Origin of the sequence: Blautia liquoris (assembly GCF_015159595.1) — a bacterium.
GTDB classification, from domain to species: domain Bacteria; phylum Bacillota; class Clostridia; order Lachnospirales; family Lachnospiraceae; genus Novisyntrophococcus; species Novisyntrophococcus liquoris.
On sequence record NZ_CP063304.1, the window covers coordinates 974,975 to 995,916 of the forward strand.

General features: G+C 43.8%; 20 protein-coding genes. 19 read left to right on the plus strand and 1 reads right to left on the minus strand.

The features are described 5' to 3' along the window. Positions 1-65: 65 nt before the first annotated feature. The 4 genes from INP51_RS04440 to INP51_RS04455 are packed head-to-tail and all read left to right on the plus strand — an operon-like array spanning position 66 to position 3,515. Complete coding sequence (locus INP51_RS04440; RefSeq protein ID WP_193736524.1) at positions 66-755, plus strand: response regulator transcription factor; 690 nt, start codon at positions 66-68, stop codon at positions 753-755. A 55-nt stretch (positions 756-810) separates the two neighbouring features. Continuing rightward, entirely contained in the window at positions 811-1,764 is a 954-nt protein-coding gene (locus INP51_RS04445) for an ABC transporter ATP-binding protein (RefSeq protein WP_193736525.1), read from the plus strand. Then, positions 1,757-2,608: an ABC transporter permease gene (locus tag INP51_RS04450; RefSeq protein ID WP_193736526.1), complete on the plus strand. Its 852-nt coding sequence runs from the start codon at positions 1,757-1,759 to the stop codon at positions 2,606-2,608. The genes INP51_RS04445 and INP51_RS04450 overlap by 8 nt, the downstream gene beginning before the upstream one ends. A gap of 1 nt (position 2,609) precedes the next feature. Beyond that, entirely contained in the window at positions 2,610-3,515 is a 906-nt protein-coding gene (locus INP51_RS04455) for a sensor histidine kinase (RefSeq protein ID WP_193736527.1), read from the plus strand. 49 nt (positions 3,516-3,564) lie between these two features. On the opposite strand, the gene INP51_RS04460 is transcribed toward INP51_RS04455, so the two are convergent. Next, positions 3,565-4,425, minus strand: coding sequence for a LysM peptidoglycan-binding domain-containing protein (locus INP51_RS04460; RefSeq protein ID WP_193736528.1), 861 nt, complete (start codon positions 4,423-4,425; stop codon positions 3,565-3,567). A 184-nt stretch (positions 4,426-4,609) separates the two neighbouring features. On the opposite strand from INP51_RS04460, the gene INP51_RS04465 reads away from it, so the two are divergent. The 15 genes from INP51_RS04465 (at position 4,610) to rsmH (ending at position 20,931) form a co-directional block, all read left to right on the plus strand. After that, positions 4,610-6,076, plus strand: a complete 1,467-nt coding sequence (locus tag INP51_RS04465) for a UDP-N-acetylmuramoyl-L-alanyl-D-glutamate--2,6-diaminopimelate ligase (protein WP_193736529.1) — start codon at positions 4,610-4,612, stop codon at positions 6,074-6,076. An 8-nt stretch (positions 6,077-6,084) separates the two neighbouring features. Further along, a complete protein-coding gene (gene priA / locus INP51_RS04470) occupies positions 6,085-8,304 on the plus strand; it encodes a replication restart helicase PriA (RefSeq protein WP_193736530.1) in 2,220 nt (739 codons plus the stop codon). Positions 8,305-8,436: 132 nt separating this feature from the next. Further along, the gene (gene def / locus INP51_RS04475; RefSeq protein ID WP_193736531.1) at positions 8,437-8,910 is read left to right on the plus strand and encodes a peptide deformylase; all 474 of its coding nucleotides are present in this window, start codon (positions 8,437-8,439) and stop codon (positions 8,908-8,910) included. A gap of 13 nt (positions 8,911-8,923) precedes the next feature. Continuing rightward, the gene (gene fmt, locus INP51_RS04480; RefSeq protein WP_193736532.1) at positions 8,924-9,883 is read left to right on the plus strand and encodes a methionyl-tRNA formyltransferase; all 960 of its coding nucleotides are present in this window, start codon (positions 8,924-8,926) and stop codon (positions 9,881-9,883) included. A gap of 7 nt (positions 9,884-9,890) precedes the next feature. Beyond that, on the plus strand, positions 9,891-10,595 hold the full coding sequence (locus tag INP51_RS04485) for a zinc metallopeptidase (protein ID WP_193736533.1): 705 nt from the start codon (positions 9,891-9,893) through the stop codon (positions 10,593-10,595). A 37-nt stretch (positions 10,596-10,632) separates the two neighbouring features. Beyond that, on the plus strand, positions 10,633-11,988 hold the full coding sequence (gene rsmB, locus INP51_RS04490) for a 16S rRNA (cytosine(967)-C(5))-methyltransferase RsmB (RefSeq protein WP_193736534.1): 1,356 nt from the start codon (positions 10,633-10,635) through the stop codon (positions 11,986-11,988). After that, complete coding sequence (gene rlmN / locus INP51_RS04495; protein ID WP_193736535.1) at positions 11,985-13,037, plus strand: 23S rRNA (adenine(2503)-C(2))-methyltransferase RlmN; 1,053 nt, start codon at positions 11,985-11,987, stop codon at positions 13,035-13,037. Before rsmB ends, rlmN begins: the two co-directional genes overlap by 4 nt. 11 nt (positions 13,038-13,048) lie before the next feature. Beyond that, positions 13,049-13,786 (plus strand): Stp1/IreP family PP2C-type Ser/Thr phosphatase, encoded by a 738-nt coding sequence (locus INP51_RS04500; RefSeq protein ID WP_193736536.1) that lies wholly within the window; start codon positions 13,049-13,051, stop codon positions 13,784-13,786. Further along, positions 13,780-15,777: a Stk1 family PASTA domain-containing Ser/Thr kinase gene (gene pknB, locus INP51_RS04505; RefSeq protein WP_193736537.1), complete on the plus strand. Its 1,998-nt coding sequence runs from the start codon at positions 13,780-13,782 to the stop codon at positions 15,775-15,777. The genes INP51_RS04500 and pknB overlap by 7 nt, the downstream gene beginning before the upstream one ends. A gap of 15 nt (positions 15,778-15,792) precedes the next feature. Beyond that, a complete protein-coding gene (rsgA, locus tag INP51_RS04510; RefSeq protein ID WP_193736538.1) occupies positions 15,793-16,674 on the plus strand; it encodes a ribosome small subunit-dependent GTPase A in 882 nt (293 codons plus the stop codon). A gap of 2 nt (positions 16,675-16,676) precedes the next feature. Continuing rightward, complete coding sequence (rpe, locus tag INP51_RS04515) at positions 16,677-17,357, plus strand: ribulose-phosphate 3-epimerase (RefSeq protein WP_193736539.1); 681 nt, start codon at positions 16,677-16,679, stop codon at positions 17,355-17,357. 2 nt (positions 17,358-17,359) lie between these two features. After that, positions 17,360-18,004: a thiamine diphosphokinase gene (locus INP51_RS04520; RefSeq protein ID WP_193736540.1), complete on the plus strand. Its 645-nt coding sequence runs from the start codon at positions 17,360-17,362 to the stop codon at positions 18,002-18,004. Between the two features lie 123 nt (positions 18,005-18,127). After that, positions 18,128-19,225, plus strand: a complete 1,098-nt coding sequence (gene ychF, locus INP51_RS04525) for a redox-regulated ATPase YchF (RefSeq protein WP_193736541.1) — start codon at positions 18,128-18,130, stop codon at positions 19,223-19,225. A gap of 320 nt (positions 19,226-19,545) precedes the next feature. Beyond that, a complete protein-coding gene (mraZ, locus tag INP51_RS04530) occupies positions 19,546-19,977 on the plus strand; it encodes a division/cell wall cluster transcriptional repressor MraZ (protein WP_193736542.1) in 432 nt (143 codons plus the stop codon). 15 nt (positions 19,978-19,992) lie between these two features. Continuing rightward, positions 19,993-20,931 (plus strand): 16S rRNA (cytosine(1402)-N(4))-methyltransferase RsmH, encoded by a 939-nt coding sequence (gene rsmH / locus INP51_RS04535; RefSeq protein ID WP_193736543.1) that lies wholly within the window; start codon positions 19,993-19,995, stop codon positions 20,929-20,931. The last annotated feature ends 11 nt before the right edge of the window (positions 20,932-20,942 follow it).

The following is a 20,942-nucleotide window of genomic DNA, read 5'->3' on the forward strand; positions in this document are numbered from 1 at the left end:
AATACCTTTCGAATGAACTAGAAATGGAAATACGACAAAAAATAACAGCATAAGGATAAATTAATATGGAGCAAAAGACCACAGTTCTGATTGTGGAGGATGATACGGATATCAATAATCTTTTAAAAACAGCATTAAGACAGGCGGGGTATCATACCGTCCAGGCTTTTTCGGGTACCGAGGCAAGGATGTTATTGCAGATGAATCAGACAGCCTGTTCTCTGGTTCTTCTGGATCTGATGCTGCCGGGTATATCGGGGGAGGAAGTACTGCGTGAAATTCGGAAAGCCGGGAATATTCCGGTCATTGTGTTGACGGCAAAAGACAGCCTGGATGAAAAAATAGGACTTCTTACAAGTGGGGCAGACGATTATATCACAAAACCATTTGAGATACAGGAGGTTTTGGCACGCATTCAGGTACAACTTCGTCATATACAGCAGGAACCGGAATCGTGTAACCTATCTTATAAAGAACTGATGCTGGACAGGGAGAGTTTTGAGGTGCGGATTTCGGACACTTCCCTTCCGAAAATCACAAAGCAGGAATTTGCAATCTTGGAATTGCTCATAAAGCACCCGAAGCAGGTATTCAGTAAAGAAGATATCTTCGAATACGCCTGGGAAGAACATTATATGGGAGAGACAAAGACCCTGGACGTACATATCAGTAATATCCGAAAAAAAATCAAGACGGTTACCGAAGAGGAATACATTGAGACGGTGTGGGGAATCGGATACCGCCTGCATGCGTGAGAAATCTTTACTCTTTTTTTACTTTTTATTTGCGTTTGATTAAGATTTTTCCGGTATGATAACAGCAGATAAGAAAAAGGAGACAGAAAAATTGAATGAGTTACTATTGAGTACAAAGGGTCTGACGAAGAAATACGGCCATCATAATGCAGTCGATCAGGTGGATATCCACATAAAAAAAGGTGCCATTTATGGATTTATTGGCAGAAATGGTGCCGGGAAGACAACTTGCCTGAAGATGATCAGTGGTCTGTCAAAGCCTACCAGCGGCACAATTGAAATGTTTGGCTACAGCGGGAAAGAGCTAAAGCAAATCCGTTCACGTGTAGGATGTCTGATTGAAGCCCCCGGATTATACGGTGGCATGAATGCGTATGAAAACCTGAATATTAAATGTAAACTGTTCGGAATCAAAAAGAAAGGATATATCGAAGATATTTTGCGGACAGTTGGTCTTGAAGATGTAGGTAAGAAGAAAACCAAACAGTTTTCCTTGGGAATGAAGCAGCGTCTGGGAATTGGGCTGGCGTTGGTAGGGGAACCAGATCTCCTGGTACTTGATGAGCCTATAAATGGTTTAGACCCACAGGGAATTGCGGAGGTGAGAGATACCATACAAAAACTCCGGGATGAGCGCAATATGACGATTTTGATATCCAGTCATCTTTTAGAGGAGTTGTCCAGAATCGCTACGGATTATGGAATCATCCATAATGGCAGTCTTTTGCAGGAGCTGACAAGAGAGGAGCTGATGAAGCACTGCAGTGAGCGGATTGAAATCACGCTGGAACATCCAAAGCAAGCGCTTCCGGTCTTAGACAGAATGGGATTTAACAACTATCAGGTGACAGATAAAAGCCATATTCATATTTTTGAACGTTTGAATGAGAGTGCCAGCATCAATATGGAGCTGGCAAAAGAGGGAATTCCGGTGAGGGGAATTTCCATCACCAGCGAAGAACTGGAAACATATTTTCTAAATCTGACGGGGGGAAACCAAAATGCTTAATATGATAAAAATGGATTTGTATCGGATGTTTCGGACGAAAAGTACCTATGTTATCTGGATTCTTATTGCAGCAGCGGTCATTTTTACTACATGGATGTCCAAATTAGATACACAGGATTTAAATAAGGAAGCTTTGAACCAACAGACCGAAAGCAGTGTTCAATCCGAAGAATCGGAAGAGATAAATCTGGGAATGTCTGTATCGCTTCCCACGCAGCCAGGTGAGAAGGTAACGGTCTTTGATCAGGTATATGCAAATCTGCAATCAAAGTTCATCGCGTTATTTATACTGATTTTTGCGGTTCTTTTTTCGAGCGCGGATATTAACAGCGGTTATATCAAAAATATTGGGGGACAGGTCAAAAGCCGGGGAAATTTGATTTTTTCAAGAGCTATCGCACTTTTTATTTATACAGGATTAAGCTTGTGTTTATATCTGATTCTACAGATTGTAATGCAGCAGGTATGCTTCGGTTATTTGGTGTGGGGAGACAAGAGCAATCTACTGAAATACTTTTTCACACAGATGTTACTGCATTACGCCTTGGTTCTGATTTGCATGGCAATTGCAGTCATACTGAACAGTAGTGTACTTAGTATGGCAATCTCTATTTGCCTGAGTATGAATCTGATGGGACTTATCTATAGTGTTGTAGATGTTTTTATCCACAAGCTGGGAGCAAAGAATTTTCAATTGTTCGATTATACGGTAACAGGAAAGATTGCATTATTACCTATGGCACCGGGGAGTAAATCCATTCTTGCGGCTGTCTGTGTCGCAGCGGTGTTCGGAATTGGGGCGACGGCGGTCACGGGACGGGTATTTGGAAAGAGAGATATCTAACATGAAGCTATGGCTTGGGATATTGATAGCAATCATTTTGATACAGGGGGCATTATTTTGGAAATATCAGCGGCAGGTGAAGGACATCTGCCGCCAATTGGCATTTCTGATGAAATATGACAGCAATATGTTGATTACCAGGGAGACAGATTTTGGCGGGATTGGTGAACTGGCGGATCTCTTAAATGAATGGATGGGAGTGCGCAGAAGAGAGAAAAGGGAATATCTGCAAAAGGAAAAGATGATTTCGGACACCTATACGAACCTTTCCCATGATATCCGCACCCCTCTGACTTCACTGGATGGATATGTTCAACTGATGGAAAACTGTGAAAGCCCCATGGAACAGAAGCAGTATATGAAAATCATACAGGAACGCATCACCAGTTTAAAGGCTATGCTGGAAGAGCTATTTACCTTTACGAAACTGAAAAATGATACATTTCACTTAGAATTGACCACCTGCTGTATCAACAAAATCGTAAAAAGCACCATCTTTTCTTACTACAATGAATGGACTGCACGGGGAATCAAACCAGAAATACACATATCAGAAAAGCTTCTTTTTATAAAGGGAAATGAACCGGGGATTCGGCGTGTGCTGCAGAATCTTATAAAAAATGGACTGGACCATGGGCAAAAGAAAATCAGCATTGCCCTGTTTTCCATGCAGGAACAAATTTTCCTGCAAGTAAAAAATCAGGTGGAAGATGCAAAAGAAATCGATGTCTCACAGGTATTTGAGCGGTTTTATAAGGCGGATGAAGCACGCAGCAAGACTTCGAGCGGCCTTGGGCTATCGATTGCCAGGGAATTGGTGCTCCGTATGGACGGAGAAATCCAGGCCAGAATCGAAGGGCAGGAGTTTTGCGTGGAGATTGTGTTTCCAAAAAACGAATTCAGTTAAAAATCCTCCATCTAAATATGCCCTGCAATTGTATATATCTTACATGCTTCTATGTATATCCCCACTCATAAGTCATAAGAAATACACTGTCTGCAGCTTCTCCGAGAAGCTGGTAGTCTACACCTTCGTACAGCACTCCAGGCTGATCAGCAGAGATTTTCGGTGCAAGACTTACAGACACCCGGAAACCCTCCACAGACAGTTTCTCACTCAGATATGAGATGAATTCAGCATATCCCTCACGGTTTTCAGCAAGTATATATTCAAAGTCGACATCGACACCTTCATAACCTTTTGATCTCATGACCTCCAGTAATTCATTGGCAAGCTGTTCCTGGGCGTCTTTGTTCTCCACAAGGACTTTCACCAGCTGATTATTGAAAGTTCCTTCGGCTGATAGAGGGGTCAGTACCAGGACAGGACTCACTCCAAAGTCCTTTGTTTCGGTTAGAATCGGATCTTCATTAACTGGAGGAATCAGATTGCCGTTTTCATTGAATCCATAGGAGAAGATCCGCAGCTCATCCAGATAGAGCAGGGCTTCTCTTAGGATATCTTTACGAATATAGGGATAAGCATATCCGGTGGATTTTAAATTAAGGGACGGTTCACCTGTATAGCTGATAACAATAAAATCACCTTCTGTAATATACTTCTGATTCAGTAAATACGGATTGTTCTGGTAGATTTGTTTGACTGGTACATCATATGACGCGGCGATAGAAGTAACCGACTGACCATGCTTTACCCTGTGAATCAGTTTCGGAATCAGGATCAGAAGCGCCTGGCCCTCTGCAAGGATACCATCTGTATTTAACTGATTGTCATAGATCAGCCGATCTACGGAAATACCATAGTGGCTGGCAATTGAATAGAGGGTGTCACCCTCTTTCACCGTATAAATTTCCATAAATAGCCTTTTTATTTAACTTATGCGGCAAAAGATGATCCGGAACCTGACTTTATAAATAACCCGTCTCTTTCAGCTGAATATTGAAATAACCCGTTAGTTATGGTAAGATACAAGCATGAAATACATAACCTTTTGACCATTGTATCATTATTACGATTATTATCGGGAGAATTATTAATATATGAAACTAACAGATCTATTAGTAAAGTTAGATTATGAGTGCCTGCAGGGTAGTTTAAAAAGAGAGGTGAAAGGAGTAGTCTTTGATTCAAGGAAGGTTGTCAAAGACTCTCTTTTTGTATGCATGCCGGGAGCTGTGGTGGACGGTCACAAGTTTGCCAAAGGTGCAGCAGAAAAGGGTGCATCGGTTCTGGTGGTTGAAAAAGCCGTTGATGTACCCGCAGATATCACTGTGATCAAAGTGAAAAACAGCAGATATGCTCTGGCTCTCATATCGGCCGCATGGTTTGGCAATCCGTCTGGGAGCCTTACTACGATTGGGATTACAGGCACAAAGGGAAAGACTACAACTACTTACATGGTGCGTTCAATCCTTGAGAATGCCGGTTATAAAGTCGGTCTGATCGGAACGATCGAGACGATTATAGCAGACGAGGTGATTCCGTCTGAGAACACAACGCCCGAATCCTATCTGGTACAGGAGTATTTTAAAAGGATGGCCGATGCCGGATGTGACTGTGTCGTGATGGAGGTGTCTTCACAAGCATTGAAGATGGACCGTGTGGCAGGAGTTATCTTCGATTATGGAATCTTTACGAACATTGAGCCAGATCATATAGGACCGGGTGAGCATGAGAATTTTGCGGAATATCTGGCATGTAAGAGGAAACTTTTAAGTCAGTGCAAAGTGGGAATTGTAAACCGCGATGATGAACATTATGATCTGATGATCCAGGGGCATACCTGTAAGTTAGAGACTTACGGTTTTCATAAGGATGCCAATCTTCGGGCAATCAGTCCCAGACTGGTCAAAACCCCGGGCTATCTTGGCATCGCATATACAGTAGAAGGTCTGATGCATTTTTCTGTGGAAATCGATGTTCCCGGAAAATTCAGCATTTATAATTCGCTTACAGCGATTGCCATATGCCGACATTTTCAGGTGTCCGAGCAGAACATCATAGATGCACTGAAAAAGGCAAAGGTAAAAGGCCGTATGGAGATGGTGAGGGTTTCGGATGATTTTACGCTGATGATAGACTATGCACACAACTCCATGAGTCTTGAAAGCCTGTTATCATCTCTTCGGGAATATCAGCCCCATAGAATTGTGTGTCTGTTTGGATGTGGCGGAAACAGAGACCGGGACAGACGTTTTGAGATGGGAGAGATCTCCGGGAATATGGCTGATCTTACAATCATTACCTCGGATAATCCAAGAAAGGAAGATCCGCAGGCGATTATTGAGGATATCAAAACAGGTATCCATAAGACGAAAGGAAGATACGTGGAGATCTCTGACAGAAAAAAGGCAATCGCCTATGCGATTCATCATGGAGAACCAGGCGACATCATTGTACTTGCGGGGAAGGGACATGAGGATTATCAGATTATCGGAACTACAAAGCACCATATGGATGAGAGGGAACTGATCGCTGACATATTGCAGGAAGATAAGAATAATTAGGAGGCATTATGGGCAGTAATTATGCCGATATAATCGTGGATATCACCCATGAAAAGCTGGACCGTACGTTTCAGTATAAGATTCCAGAGAATCTGGAGGGCCATGTTTCTGTGGGAAGTCAGGTATTTATTCCCTTTGGAAATGGAAATCGGAGGATACTGGGCTATGTGATTGGTATCAGTCAGACACCGAAATATCCCAAAGAGAAGATGAAAGAAGTGGAATCGCTTAATTCAGAAGAAGACGCAGCTTTATCCAGGATGATCGCTCTGGCCGGATGGATGAAGAAAACTTATGGATCCACGATGATTCAGTCCTTGAAAACAGTGATTCCTGTAAGAAAAAAAGGCAGTGAAAAGGAAGAACGTTATGTTGTTATAAACCTGAGTCAAAATCAGGCGTCAGAACGGCTCGAATATTATGAAAAGAAGAATCAGAAGGCGAGAGCAAGAGTTCTTGCCGGACTGATGGAAAAGCAAAAGATGGCCTATAAGGATGCCCTGAAGGATTTTCGTGTTTCAGCTGGTGTTATGCGAACGCTGGAAGAACAGGGAGTGCTGAGCATCAAAAGCAGAACTGTGTACCGCAATCCGGTAGACAGCAGGATGCAGGGCACCCCGGTCCTTCAGATGTCGAAAGAACAGAATGCGGTGTTTGATCAGATTCTGGAAGAATGGAAACATGAGAATAGAACTTGCCTGATTAAAGGGGTCACGGGAAGCGGGAAGACTCTGATTTATATGAAGTTAATGGAGGAAATGCTGTCAAAAGGGAAGCAGGTAATTCTGCTGATTCCGGAAATTGCGCTGACTTATCAGAATATCAGACGGTTTTATGGCTATTTTCACGATCAGGTAACCGTTCAGAATTCTAAGATGACCCGGGCTGAGCGTTTCGATCAGATGGAACGAGCCAGAAAGGGTCAGGTACAGATCGTGATCGGCCCCAGGTCTGCCCTGTTTACTCCATTTCCTAATCTGGGGCTTATTATCATAGATGAGGAGCATGAAACAACCTATAAGGGCGAATCGACTCCGAGGTATCATGCGAGAGAGACTGCCATTGAGCGGGCAAGGCTTGAAGGAGCCCATGTGGTGCTCGGTTCAGCAACGCCTTCGCTGGAGTCTTACTATCGGTGTGAGAAAGGTGAGTATGCCCTATTTGAACTGAACAGCAGATATCAGGAAGCATGTATGCCGAAAGTATATTCGGTGGATATGCGGGAAGAATTGAAACAGGGAAACCGCTCTATTCTGAGCCGAAGACTTCAAAGTGCAATACAAAAGCGTTTGGAGACAGGGGAGCAGACGATGCTCTTTCTGAATCGAAGGGGTTACGCAGGGTTTGTATCTTGCCGCTCGTGCGGACATGTGATGAAGTGTCCGCATTGCGATGTTTCGCTTACCATCCATGCGAATGGAAAGCTGGTATGCCACTACTGCGGTTATGAAACAACGATGGTCAGTCACTGCCCTAAGTGCGGATCACCTTATATCGGGGGATTCCGAGCCGGAACGCAGCAGATTGAACAGGTGGTTGCAAAGCGATTTCCAGGCGCACGCATTGCGAGGATGGATCTGGATACAACGAGAGGAAAGGAAGGATACCAGAAGATTCTTAAGGCATTCTCCGAGAAGGAATATGATATTCTGATTGGAACTCAGATGATCGTGAAGGGACATGATTTCCCGAATGTGACGTTGATGGGTGTGCTGTCTGCGGATCTGTCTTTATATGCCAGCAATTATCGTGCAGCGGAGAGGACTTATCAGCTGCTTGTTCAGGCAGAGGGACGGTCCGGAAGGGGAAATCTTCCGGGTGAAGCTGTGATTCAGACTTACCATCCCGAACACTACAGCATACAGGCGGCGATCAATCAGGATTATGAGGAGTTTTATCAGGAAGAGATCTCATACCGCCGGGTCATGGGATATCCGCCCGCTTCTAATTTACTGGCAGTCCATGGCTCGTGTGACAGAGAAGATACATTGAAAGAAGCGATGGACTACATTCGCAGATACCTGGATCGGATCTGTGATAAGGATGGATTCCAGATTATAGGTCCGGCTGCGGAAAATGTTTCTAAAATAAATGATATGTACAGAAATGTGCTTTATATCAGACAGGAGTCGATAGAAAAACTTGTTGCAATTCGGGAATACCTGGAAAGATACATTGAGATCAATAAGGGTTTCGACCCCATATATATACAGTACGACATAAATTGATATGATACCAGGGTCAAAAGGTCCTGCGTTTCATGCTCGCATGAAAAAGCATGACCTTGTATCATATGGGGTCAAATTACTTTTGACCCCAACCTCAGTGATATTTAAGGATAAGAAAGGACAAGAAAGATAATGGCAATTAGAAAGATAAGAGAATTTGGAGATCCGGTACTGAACAAGGTGTGCCGTCCGGTAAAGGAAGCTACACCCAGAATCAGGCAGTTGGTTGATGATATGTTTGAGACGATGTACGATGCAATGGGGGTTGGACTTGCAGCGCCTCAGGTTGGAATCTTAAAGAGAATCGTTGTCATTGATACGGATGGGACTCCCCATGCACTGATCAATCCCCAGATATTGGAGACATCCGGAGAGCAGACAGGAGAAGAAGGATGCCTGAGTCTCCCGGGAAAGTGCGGAATTGTGACACGGCCGGATTATGTAAAAGTAAAAGCATACGATGTGGATATGAAACCATTTGAGCTGGAGGGAAGAGATCTTCTGGCTCGTGCAATCTGCCACGAGTGTGAACACCTGGATGGTATCTTGTATACTTCACATGTTCAGGGGGAGCTAAAAGACAATACAGTAATTGAAGAGGATTAAAATGGTGATATGAATGAGAATAGTTTTTATGGGAACGCCCGATTTTGCTGTGGGAACTTTGGAAGCGATTCAAAAAGCCGGTCATGAAGTGATCGGTGTTGTAACCCAGCCTGACCGGCCGAGAGGAAGAGGTAAAAAGCTGCATCCTACACCGGTGAAAAGTGTGGCTGTGTCACATAATCTTCCGATTTATCAGCCAGTGAAGGTGAGAGCCCCGGAATTTGTAGAAACATTAAAACATCTGAAACCGGATGTTGTGGTAGTCGCTGCATTTGGACAGATTATTCCCCAGAGTATTCTGGATATACCGACATTTGGATGTCTCAATGTCCATGCCTCCCTTCTGCCGAAATACCGTGGGGCGGCACCGATCCAGTGGGCAGTCATCGATGGTGAAAGGGAGAGCGGAGTCACAATTATGCAAATGAATGCAGGCCTTGATACCGGAGATATTCTTTCGAAAGCAATTGTGCCGCTTGATGCCGGCGAGACGGGAGGCAGCTTGTTTGACAAGTTGTCAAAAGCGGGAGCCAGGCTGCTTGTCGACACACTCATAAAGCTGGAGAACGGACAGATTACGCCGCTTAAACAGCCTAAAGAAAGTCCGACCAAGTATGCAAGAATGATAAAAAAATCCGACGGACTAATTGACTGGAGCAAAGATGCTGTGGAAATCGAGCGACTGATCCGTGGAATGAATCCTTGGCCGAGTGCATATACGCATCTGTCAGGCAAAACACTTAAGATTTGGAAAGCTTCGACTTCTGATGAGATGACTAAAGCTGAGGGGACAAAGAAGCCGGATATTGATCCCGGGACTGTGACCGGGACGGATGAAGTAAGCATCCGTGTTCAGACAGGAGATGGTGAGATAAGGCTTTTGGAAATACAGATGGAAGGGAAAAAGCGCATGACCTGTGATGCGTTCTTACGAGGTTATGAGGTAATCCCAGGCACAAGATTAGGAATATAAGGAGTGAATGAATATGCTTTTTTGGGGACTTGATCCAACTTATGTACTTATCATACTAGCATTTGCTGTCTCTGCATTTTTTTCTGCGAGAATGAATGCAACATTTTCGAAGTATAGTCAGGTAAACGCCGCAAGCGGACTTACCGGAGCACAGGCCGCACAGCGAATTCTACAGTCAGCCGGTATCTATGATGTGACAATTGAACATGTGTCGGGGAAATTGACGGATCATTACGATCCGTCACATAAGGTGCTGCGTTTATCCCAGTCTGTTTACGGGAGTACATCCATTGCAGCGATTGGAGTGGCGGCCCATGAGTGCGGCCATGCAGTGCAGGATGCAAGAAATTATGTCCCGCTCAAGGTCAGAAGTGCAATCGTTCCGGTGGCAAATTTCGGTTCTCAGTTATCCTGGCCGCTTTTTCTGGTGGGATTGATTTTTTCATGGAAACCACTCGTGACGGCCGGAATTGTACTATTTTGTGGCGCTCTGATTTTTCAGATCGTCACTCTTCCGGTAGAGCTCAATGCTTCCGGGAGGGCATTAAAAATGCTCAATACAACAGGAATATTAGGTGATGCGGAGATTAAGGGCACAAGGAGAGTTTTAACGGCTGCGGCAATGACTTATGTGGCTGCAGTTATTGGCTCTTTACTACAGCTTCTGCGTCTGCTGATCCTTTCTGGCGGTGTTCGAAACAGGGATGACTGACGAATGACGAAGATAGATATTAGATGGGACAATATAGATGGAAATTAACACAAGAGAATTAATACTTGAGATATTACTTGAGACTGACAGAGAAGGCAGGCAGTGTCAGACTGTAATTGGGAATGTACTTGATAAATATCAGTTTCTCTCGAAATGCGACCGCGCGTTTATCACCCGTATCAGTGAGGGTACGATTGAGTACCGTATTCAGCTGGATTATATCATTGACTGTGTATCAGATATTAAGGTAAAGAAGATGAAGCCGGTGATTCGCGAGATATTAAGAATGTCGGTATATCAGATGAGATATATGGACAGCGTGCCTGATAGGGCAGCTGTAAACGAAGCTGTAAAGCTGGCCCAGAGGAAAGGTTTCCGTAATCTAAAAAGTTTTGTGAACGGCGTTCTTCGAAATATAAGCCGCCGGGTAGATGATATCGTCTGGCCGGACCGAAGTGCCAGCCCTGCAAGATACTTATCTGTCCGTTATTCCATGCCGGAAATGCTGGTAAAACAATGGTGCGGGGAATATGGAGAGGAGACTTGTGAAAAGATCTTAGGCTCTTTTTTAGAGCATCGTCCCCTGACGGTTCGGTTTAGCCGGACTGGTCATGATACAGAGCAGACAATACAAAAATTGGAAAAGCAAGGTGTCAGGGTGACGAAAGCCAATTATGCCAAAGATGCTTATATCCTGGAGAATTATGATTATCTCGCTAGTCTGGATGCATTTGCAGATGGGGATATTCAGGTGCAGGACCCGAGTTCCATGCTTGTGGCACAGGCGGCAGGTATCTCTGCCGGAGATTTCGTCCTTGATCTGTGTGCTGCTCCTGGTGGCAAGAGTCTGCATGCTGCGGATCTTTTGAACGGAACAGGAATGGTGGAATCCAGGGATATATCGGATTATAAAGTAGGGTTGATTCAAGATAATATTGAACGGCTGGGTCTACAGAATATTCGAACACAAGTTAAGGATGCTTCCAGATATTATCAAGAGGATGAAGGCTGTGCAGATATTGTCCTTTGTGATGTCCCCTGTTCAGGATATGGTGTGATTGGGAAAAAGCCGGATATCAAATATAAGGCATCCCATGAGAAACAAGAATCACTATTAAAACTCCAAAGAGAGATTCTAAAAAATGCTGCACGTTATACGAAAGATGGCGGTGTCTTGATCTACAGCACCTGTACGATTGGAAAATCTGAAAATATTGATCAGGTGATGTGGTTTACCAAACATTTTCCGTTTCAACTGGAGTCACTGGATCCTTATTTTGATGAGAACCTACATCTTATGACAACGAAAGAGGGTTATCTGCAGCTGCTGCCGGGATGTTTTGACTGTGATGGATTCTTTCTTGCAAGATTAAAGAAACAGGAGAGTTTATGATAGAAGATGTTAATGATTTAGATATAGGATCTATATATATGGACGAGCTGTATCAGGTGACTGAGCGTCTGGGTGCGAAACCCTACGTGGCAAGACAGCTCTTCGACTGGATTCATAAGAAACAGTCACGCTCTTATGGCGAGATGACAAATCTTTCAAAAAGCTTAAGAGAACAGCTGATAAACGGATACCCCCTTGTTATTCCAGAACTTTTAGAGGTTCAGGAGTCGAAGATTGACGGAACCAAAAAGTTCTTGTTTCGTCTGGAGGATGGAAATGTGATAGAAAGCGTGTGGATGAAGTATCATCACGGGAATTCTGTTTGTATTTCCTCACAGGTGGGATGCCGAATGGGATGTAGATTCTGTGCATCCACGATTGGAGGACTGATCCGAAACTTAAGTGCATCCGAGATGCTGGAACAGATCTATGAGATCACCCGGATCACTGGTGAAAAAGTGTCAAACGTTGTTGTGATGGGCACTGGAGAACCACTGGAGAATCTCGATCATCTTATTCGATTTATCCGGCTGATCAGCGATGAAAACGGTATGAACTTAAGTCAGAGAAATATCACGGTTTCGACCTGTGGAATCGTTCCGAAGATTTATGAACTGGCAGATGAAAATTTTCAGATCACACTGGCCTTGTCTTTACATGCTCCAAATGACGAGAAACGAAGAGAATTAATGCCGGTTGCAAATAAATATACAATCAAAGAAGAACTCGACGCATGCCGGTATTATTTTCATAAAACCGGTCGAAGAATCACTTTCGAATATGCCTTAGTCGGCGGGAAGAATGACAGTGAGACGGATGCGGCGCAGCTTGCGGCACTCGTAAAAGGCATAAATTGCCACGTAAATCTGATTCCCGTGAACCCCGTCAGAGAGCGAAGTTATGTAAAGTCAGAAAAAAAAGTAATGGAAAATTTCAAAAATAAACTTGAAAAATACCGAATTAATGTTACTATTAGAAGAGAAATGGGCAGCGATATAGACGGTGCCTGTGGACAGTTACGTCGAAAATACATAGATAAATCCGAATAGGAGAGGGAGACATGAAGGTATATGCTGAAACAGACATCGGCCAAAAGAGGCAGATGAATCAGGATTTTGTATATGTTTCCGAACAGCCGGTAGGTAATCTTCCGAACCTGTTTGTTGTTGCTGACGGTATGGGCGGACACAATGCAGGCGATTTTGCCTCAAGATTTGGCGTATCGGTGCTGGTGGAGACAGTGCAAAAAGACACTAATTTTAATCCAGTGAAGATACTTCGCCATGGAATGGAAGCAGCCAATCAGCTGGTGCTTACGCAGGCAAAAAAGGATGCCTCTATGGCGGGAATGGGAACTACTATGGTTGTCGCTACAATCGTTGGCAGCTATGCCTACATAGCGAATGTCGGCGACAGCAGGCTGTATATTGGAGCTGACAGCCTCAAACAGATAACGAGAGATCATTCTTTGATCGCAGAAATGGTAAGAATTGGGGAGCTTACTCCGGAAGAGGCAAGAAATCATCCGGATAAGAATATTATTACTAGAGCAATAGGAACAAGTGAAGAAGTCGATATTGACTTTTTTGATGTGAAATTGGAGCCGAAAGATCAGATTGTGATGTGCTCGGATGGACTTACAAATATGGTTACAGATGAAGAAATTTATGGGACCATCCAGATTCAGGAGGGGAATAAGGCACAGAAGCTGATTGAAATGGCAAATGCAAATGGCGGAAAAGATAACATAACAGTTATCATCGTCGAACCATTTACTAACGAGGTGAGAGAATGTTAAAAGAGGGAACAATAATAGGAAAAAGATACGAGGTCGTCAATCGTATCGGCGGCGGCGGCATGGCCGATGTATACAAAGCGAACGACAATAAACTAAATCGTATGGTGGCTGTCAAAGTCATGAAATCGGAATTCCAGGAGGATCCGACATTTATATCTAAATTTCGCAAAGAGGCCCAGTCCGCAGCAGGGCTTTCACACCCGAACATTGTAAATGTCTATGATTTCGGAGATGAAAATGGTCTCTATTATATCGTAATGGAACTGGTTGAGGGCATCACGCTGAAAGATTATATTGTCAGAAAAGGTAAACTGAGCGTGAAAGAAGCGACTAGCATTGCAATTCAGGTATCACTGGGACTGCAGGCAGCCCATAACCGTGGAATTATCCACAGGGATGTCAAACCACAGAATATCATTATCTCTGTGGATGGAAAGGTAAAGCTTTCAGATTTTGGTATTGCAAAGGCGACAAATTCCAATACCATAACTTCAAATGTGATGGGATCGGTTCACTATAGTTCGCCGGAACAGGTAAGAGGTGGATTCAGCAACGAGAAGAGTGATATCTATTCACTGGGAATCACACTTTATGAGATGGTAACGGGAAGGGTACCTTTTGACGGAGAGACAACGGTGGCCATCGCCATCAAGCACCTTCAGGAGGAAATCGTTCCACCGTCAAAATATGCACCGGGTCTTCCCTATGCACTGGAACAGATCATATTAAAGTGTACGCAGAAAAGTCCGGACCGCCGATACAGCAACATGACGGAACTAATTGACGATCTGAAACATTCACTTATGGACCCGCAGGGGAATTTTGTGGGTATTGCACCGCTAAGTTCACATGCAAAGACAGTTATGCTCTCCCCGGAAGAGATGGAGGATATTCGAAATACGCAGGTAAGGGACAGCGGTGATACCACCGAGAATATGTATGCGGATCTGGATTCCACTGATGATGAGGACTATGATGGAAATGATGACGACGATGACGATTACGATGATTATGACGACGATGACGATGAAAAATCGGGACTTGAAAAAGGAATAACGATTGCGAGCTTTATTATCGGAGCTTTAATTGTTGTCATACTGATCTTTTTCATAGCAAAAGCAGCAGGAATCATGGGGGCCGGAAAAAAGAACAAGCCAACAGTTACACCGGAACCAACTCAGATAGAAGAGGACAAGGACAAGGATTCTTCCAATAACGATGCAGCCGATAAAGACAAAACTGAAAACACAGAACCTGTAAAACCTGCAAATGAAGACAATCAGGTTACAGTGCCGGATATTACGAATAAAACTCAGCAGGAAGCCATGGATCTTTTGAACAGCCTCAATCTCGGCGGAAGATACACCGGCGAAGAAAATTCGGACACGGTAGAAGAGGGTAAAGTATCTTCACAGGAGATTGCTGCCGGACAGAAGATAGAAAAGAATACTACGGTTAACTTCAAGATTAGTACAGGAAAAGCTCAGATAGAGGTCCCAAGTGAGATTACCGGTGTCAGTCAGGCTGATGCGACAGCGAAACTTGCGGCTCTGGGACTGATTGTTTCCGATCATGTTGAAAAGCAGAACAGTGATTCCGTTGCAGCAGGCAATGTTATCACAACGAGTCCGGCACCGGGAAGCAAGGTAGCTCCGGGTTCAGAGATTTCAATGATTGTAAGCAATGGGCCCAAATCGACACCTGTACCTGAGAAACCGAATGATAACGACGATTCGAATAAGGGCAATACAAACGGTGAGGGTGACAGCACAAACGCATCAGATGTACCGATTGGTAACTATAGTGGGTCTCCTGTTTCGACTGTGAAAGCAAAACTTGAAGCTTCCGGACTAACAGTCAAAGTTGTATATACTTCTGAGGGGAAAGTCGGAAAAGGTGAAATCGTAGGACAGGATGTTCCAGACGGGAGCAAACTTGCATCTGGCAAAACAATTACACTTACGGTCTACGATCCCGATAAGGCGGGCTGATGACAAATATCATATATGACAGGTAAAATAATAAAAGGAATTGCCGGATTCTACTATGTAGTAGCAGAATCCGGCATCTATGAATGTAAAGCAAAGGGCATATTCAGAAAAGAGAAGAAAAAACCTCTTGTGGGAGACAATGTTGAGATAGAAGTTCTGGATTCTGGCGAAATGACCGGAAATATATATCAGATTCTGCCGAGAAAGAATGAACTGATACGACCGGCTGTAGCAAATGCCGATCAGGCGATGGTGATTTTTGCGCTGGAAAGCCCAAAACCCAATATTGGCCTTTTAGATCGGTTTCTTCTCATGATGGAGCTGCAGCATGTTCCGGCCGTGATTTGTTTTAACAAGGAGGATCTGGTTTGCAAGGACCAGGCTGCGGAGCTTGAAAAGATCTACCTGGGGTGCGGTTATGACGTACTTTTTTGCAGTGCAAAGCAAAATGAGGGCATAGACGAGATAAGAAAGAAACTTCAGGGAAAAACTACAGTTGTATCAGGTCCTTCTGGCGTTGGAAAATCATCGATTACGAACCTTCTTCAAAAGAATGTTCTGATGGAAACAGGGGAGATCAGTAAGAAACTGAAACGTGGGAAGAACACGACGAGGCACTCACAGCTCATCCTGGTGGATAATGATACATTTATCATGGACACACCAGGGTTTAGTTCTCTGGACCTTATTGATGTTTCAGACGAAAAACTCCGGTTTTATTTTCCGGAATTTGAACCGTATGAAGGCCGATGTCGTTTTAACGGCTGTGTCCATGTGCATGAACCAGGCTGTCAAGTCAAAAAGGATGTATCTGCCGGCGTGCTATCTGCATCCAGATATGATAATTATGTGTCTTTTTACAATGAACAAAAAGAAAGAGAAAAAAGGAGATATTAAGAATGTATCAGTTGTCACCCTCTATCCTGGGAGCGGATTTTTACAATCTGGAAAAACAGATTATGCAGGTTGAAAAGGCCGGATGTAAGTGGCTTCATGTCGATGTTATGGATGGGATGTTTGTACCAAGCATATCTATGGGAATGCCCGTGATCAGTTCTGTCAGAGAACATACCTCCCTTTTTCTTGACGTTCATCTGATGATTGAGAAACCGGAGAGATATATCAAGGAGTTTGCAAAAAGCGGAGCGGACATGATCACTGTGCATACCGAAGCCTGTACACATCTCGACCGCACACTTACTTTGATTCATGAATGTGGTGCAAAGGCAGGTGTAGCGTTAAATCCTGCAACTTCTCTTGATACCTTAGAATATGTTCTCGATAAAGTGGACATGGTTCTTTTGATGACGGTAAATCCCGGATTTGGTGGCCAAAGGTACATTCCTTCTTGTACTTCCAAGATCCGAAGATTGAGAGAGAAGATAAATTCTTTGGGATATCAGGCAGACATCGAGGTAGATGGAGGAATTAATTTTGATACCATCAATACGGTTCTGGATGCCGGGGCAAATGTGATTGTTGCCGGCTCTGCAGTGTTCCATGGCGATATCACAGATCATATTCATAAGTTTCAGGAACAGTTTGCCCAATACAACAGGAAAGCAGGAAAGAAAAGTTGAACATGATATTAATCAGCGGGGGCAGAATCGATCCAGATTTTGTCCTCGATTTTATAAAAAGGCATGAAGGGGATCAGATAGCCGCCATAGACAGGGGACTAAAGTTTTGCAGTGAGCAGGGAATCCGTCCGAATTATATTGTGGGTGATTTTGACAGTCTTCCCGGGGGAATCTTAGAAAGATATGAATCAGACGCCGATATTTCTATTCGTCGACTCAAACCGGAAAAGGATGATTCCGATACAGAGGCAGCATTTCATCTTTCTCTTGATCTGGGTGTGGACACTATATACCTTCTGGGTGCAACCGGAACTCGCATAGATCATATGATTGCGAATATACAGCTGCTGGTTTTGGCGGTGTTAAAAGGAATTCGAATGTATCTGATTGATCCGAATAATCTGATCACGGCGCTGATTCGTCCGGCCATTTTGAAAAGGGAAGAACAGTACGGAAATTACGTGTCTTTTTTTCCCTGGGGTGATGAGGTGACAGATCTCACCTTGACAGGATTCAAATATCCTTTGACACGTTATCATCTGACGCATGTAAGCTGCGGTCTTTCACTCAGCAACGAAATTGCAGAAGATAATGCCAGTGTAGAGTTTCAAAGCGGAATTCTGCTTATGATACAGTCTAAGGACTAAACTGTGAGATTACAAAGGCTGCCTCTTTTAAACTTTACCGTAATGTGGTATCATCAGGATTGCGAACAGACAAAGTGTCTTACAATTATGTAGATAAAGAAAGCTGATAGAGAAAGGATTATTATGGAATTAGGAATTATTGGATTGCCAAATGTTGGGAAAAGTACGCTGTTTAATTCACTGACAAAAGCCGGAGCAGAATCGGCGAATTATCCCTTTTGTACGATAGACCCTAATGTAGGGATTGTACCGGTACCGGATGAAAGAATCAAATTACTGGGTGATTTTTATCATTCCAAAAAAGTCACACCGGCAACGGTAGAGTTTGTTGACATTGCCGGTTTAGTAAAGGGCGCCTCGAAAGGCGAGGGCCTTGGTAATCAGTTCTTGGCTAATATCCGCGAAGTGGATGCAATCGTGCATGTTGTCCGCTGCTTTGAGGATGAGAATGTCGTACATGTGGATGGTTCTATTGATCCGGGACGGGACATCGAGACGATAGATTTGGAACTTATCTTTGCAGATATCGAGGTTCTGGACAGAAGAATTTCCAAAACTGCAAAATCGGCCCGTATGGATAAAGCGGCTGCGAAAGAACTGGACATGCAAAAACGCCTGAAGGCACATCTGGAGGACGGTAAAGATGCTATCTCCTTCAAAACAGATGATGAGGATGAACTGGTCTGGATTAAGGAATATAATCTGCTGACTGATAAGCCGGTGATCTATGCAGCAAATGTCGGCGAAGACGATCTTGCGGATGACGGAGCGTCGAATCCATGCGTTCAAAGCGTGAGAGAGTATGCGTCTGTCCACAACAGTGAGGTATTCGTGATCTGTGCTGAAATCGAAGCAGAAATTTCGGAACTGGATGAAGATGAGAAACAGGAATTTCTGGAAGATTTGGGGCTTAAGGAATCCGGTCTTGACAAACTAATCGAGACCAGTTACCGCACTTTAGGACTTATGAGCTTTCTGACAGCCGGAGAAGATGAGACCAGAGCATGGACAATTCCAGTGAATACAAAAGCACCACAGGCAGCGGGAAAGATACACACCGATTTCGAACGTGGATTTATCAAAGCCGAGGTGATTAATTATCGGGAACTGTTAGACTGTGGATCTTACAGCAGCGCAAGAGACAAGGGACTTGTGCGGATGGAGGGAAAAGATTATATTGTAAAAGACGGCGATGTGATCTTGTTTCGGTTTAATGTGTGATGATAGTTCGGGATTCATACCATATCTGGTAGGAACATATGGTTGCTATACAACCACTACACAAGAGGATAAACTTGCATAAAGTTTATCCTCTTTTTTTGTCGAAAGCCCACGAACTTCGGGTATTTTGAGAATGTTTTGTATCATAAAATCTTCAAAAATACCTTGATTTTTCCTGTGCTTTAAGTTAGAATAGACCCATAAGTGGTACAAAGTGGTGAAAAGTGGTGCGTAATGGAGGGAATGTGGCAGTGAACGACAAAACGCATCCGAAGAATGAAAGTGGGGAGACTTTCATTTTCAAAGAGAGGTAATTGCTTATGTTCATGGGAGAGTATAATCATACGATTGACCCAAAGGGGAGGCTGATTATCCCGTCTAAATTTCGTGAACAGCTCGGTGATGAGTTCGTTCTGACAAAAGGATTGGACGGGTGTCTCTCCATCTATCCCATGAATGAATGGGAAACATTCGAAAAGCAATTACGCAGCTTACCACTTACGAACAAGAATGCCAGAACTTTTACTCGTTTCTTCGTTGCCGGGGCAGCATCTTGCGAACTGGACAAGCAGGGGAGAATTCTCGTACCGCAGACGTTGCGGGAATTTGCTGGTCTGACAAAGGAAGTAGTCCTTACAGGCAATATAAATCGAATTGAAATCTGGAGTAAGAACAAGTGGAGCGCGAATAGTGATTATGATGATATGGATTCGATCGCTGAAGGACTTTCAGATCTGGGAATCACACTCTGATCAGGAGATAATTTAATGGAATTTAAACACAAATCGGTGTTACTAAAAGAGACGATTGACAGTCTTAACATTAAATCGGATGGGATTTATATTGATGGGACCATAGGAGGGGCAGGACATGCTCTCGAGATCTGTAAAAGATTGTCAGACAAGGGACAGCTGATTGGTTTTGATCAGGATGCAGATGCAATATATGCCGCTGGGGAACGGCTTCGCGACTATGAAGACCAGATCACGATTATTCGAAACAATTACTGCCATATGAAAGAGGAGCTTGAAATAAGGGGTATTACTCAGGTAGATGGAATCCTGCTTGATTTGGGAGTCTCTTCCTTTCAGTTGGATTCTCCCGACAGGGGGTTTACGTACAGAGTAGATGCGCCGCTGGACATGCGTATGGACCGAAGGCAAGAGCGTACCGCAGCCGATATCGTAAATCAATATTCTGAGAAAGATCTTTATCGGATTATCAGGGATTACGGCGAAGAGAGATTTGCACAGAACATAGCAAAGCATATCTGTATCGCCAGACAAGAGGCAGCGATCGAGACGACTGGGGAGTTAATCGAGATCATCAAACATGCCATACCTGCCAAGGTCCGTGCCACTGGCGGACATCCGGCCAAGAGAACTTTTCAGGCCATACGAATTGAACTGAATCAGGAACTGGATGTACTGAAAGATTCTTTGGATGGAATGATCGAATTATTAAGTGATGGAGGAAGACTATGTGTGATTACCTTTCATTCTCTGGAAGACCGCATTGTAAAGACATCATTTAAGAAGAATGAAGATCCCTGTATCTGTCCGCCGGAGTTTCCGGTATGTGTATGCGGCAGAAAATCCAAGGGGAAAGTGCTTACCCGTAAACCGATTATACCGACAAGAGAAGAAATTGAGGCAAATAAGCGGTCGAAAAGTTCAAAACTGCGGGTTTTTGAACGAAGAAAGTGAGTTTGCCGGTG

What these genes read in the sequence shown, in the direction of transcription:
- INP51_RS04440 (WP_193736524.1), top strand. Translation starts at nt 66, where the DNA reads ATGGAGCAAAAGACCACAGTTCTGATTGTGGAGGATGATACGGATATC.
- INP51_RS04445 (WP_193736525.1), top strand. Translation starts at nt 811, where the DNA reads ATGATAACAGCAGATAAGAAAAAGGAGACAGAAAAATTGAATGAGTTA.
- INP51_RS04450 (WP_193736526.1), top strand. Translation starts at nt 1,757, where the DNA reads ATGCTTAATATGATAAAAATGGATTTGTATCGGATGTTTCGGACGAAA.
- INP51_RS04455 (WP_193736527.1), top strand. Translation starts at nt 2,610, where the DNA reads ATGAAGCTATGGCTTGGGATATTGATAGCAATCATTTTGATACAGGGG.
- INP51_RS04460 (WP_193736528.1), bottom strand. Translation starts at nt 4,425, where the DNA reads ATGGAAATTTATACGGTGAAAGAGGGTGACACCCTCTATTCAATTGCC.
- INP51_RS04465 (WP_193736529.1), top strand. Translation starts at nt 4,610, where the DNA reads ATGAAACTAACAGATCTATTAGTAAAGTTAGATTATGAGTGCCTGCAG.
- priA (WP_193736530.1), top strand. Translation starts at nt 6,085, where the DNA reads ATGGGCAGTAATTATGCCGATATAATCGTGGATATCACCCATGAAAAG.
- def (WP_193736531.1), top strand. Translation starts at nt 8,437, where the DNA reads ATGGCAATTAGAAAGATAAGAGAATTTGGAGATCCGGTACTGAACAAG.
- fmt (WP_193736532.1), top strand. Translation starts at nt 8,924, where the DNA reads ATGAGAATAGTTTTTATGGGAACGCCCGATTTTGCTGTGGGAACTTTG.
- INP51_RS04485 (WP_193736533.1), top strand. Translation starts at nt 9,891, where the DNA reads ATGAATATGCTTTTTTGGGGACTTGATCCAACTTATGTACTTATCATA.
- rsmB (WP_193736534.1), top strand. Translation starts at nt 10,633, where the DNA reads ATGGAAATTAACACAAGAGAATTAATACTTGAGATATTACTTGAGACT.
- rlmN (WP_193736535.1), top strand. Translation starts at nt 11,985, where the DNA reads ATGATAGAAGATGTTAATGATTTAGATATAGGATCTATATATATGGAC.
- INP51_RS04500 (WP_193736536.1), top strand. Translation starts at nt 13,049, where the DNA reads ATGAAGGTATATGCTGAAACAGACATCGGCCAAAAGAGGCAGATGAAT.
- pknB (WP_193736537.1), top strand. Translation starts at nt 13,780, where the DNA reads ATGTTAAAAGAGGGAACAATAATAGGAAAAAGATACGAGGTCGTCAAT.
- rsgA (WP_193736538.1), top strand. Translation starts at nt 15,793, where the DNA reads ATGACAGGTAAAATAATAAAAGGAATTGCCGGATTCTACTATGTAGTA.
- rpe (WP_193736539.1), top strand. Translation starts at nt 16,677, where the DNA reads ATGTATCAGTTGTCACCCTCTATCCTGGGAGCGGATTTTTACAATCTG.
- INP51_RS04520 (WP_193736540.1), top strand. Translation starts at nt 17,360, where the DNA reads ATGATATTAATCAGCGGGGGCAGAATCGATCCAGATTTTGTCCTCGAT.
- ychF (WP_193736541.1), top strand. Translation starts at nt 18,128, where the DNA reads ATGGAATTAGGAATTATTGGATTGCCAAATGTTGGGAAAAGTACGCTG.
- mraZ (WP_193736542.1), top strand. Translation starts at nt 19,546, where the DNA reads ATGTTCATGGGAGAGTATAATCATACGATTGACCCAAAGGGGAGGCTG.
- rsmH (WP_193736543.1), top strand. Translation starts at nt 19,993, where the DNA reads ATGGAATTTAAACACAAATCGGTGTTACTAAAAGAGACGATTGACAGT.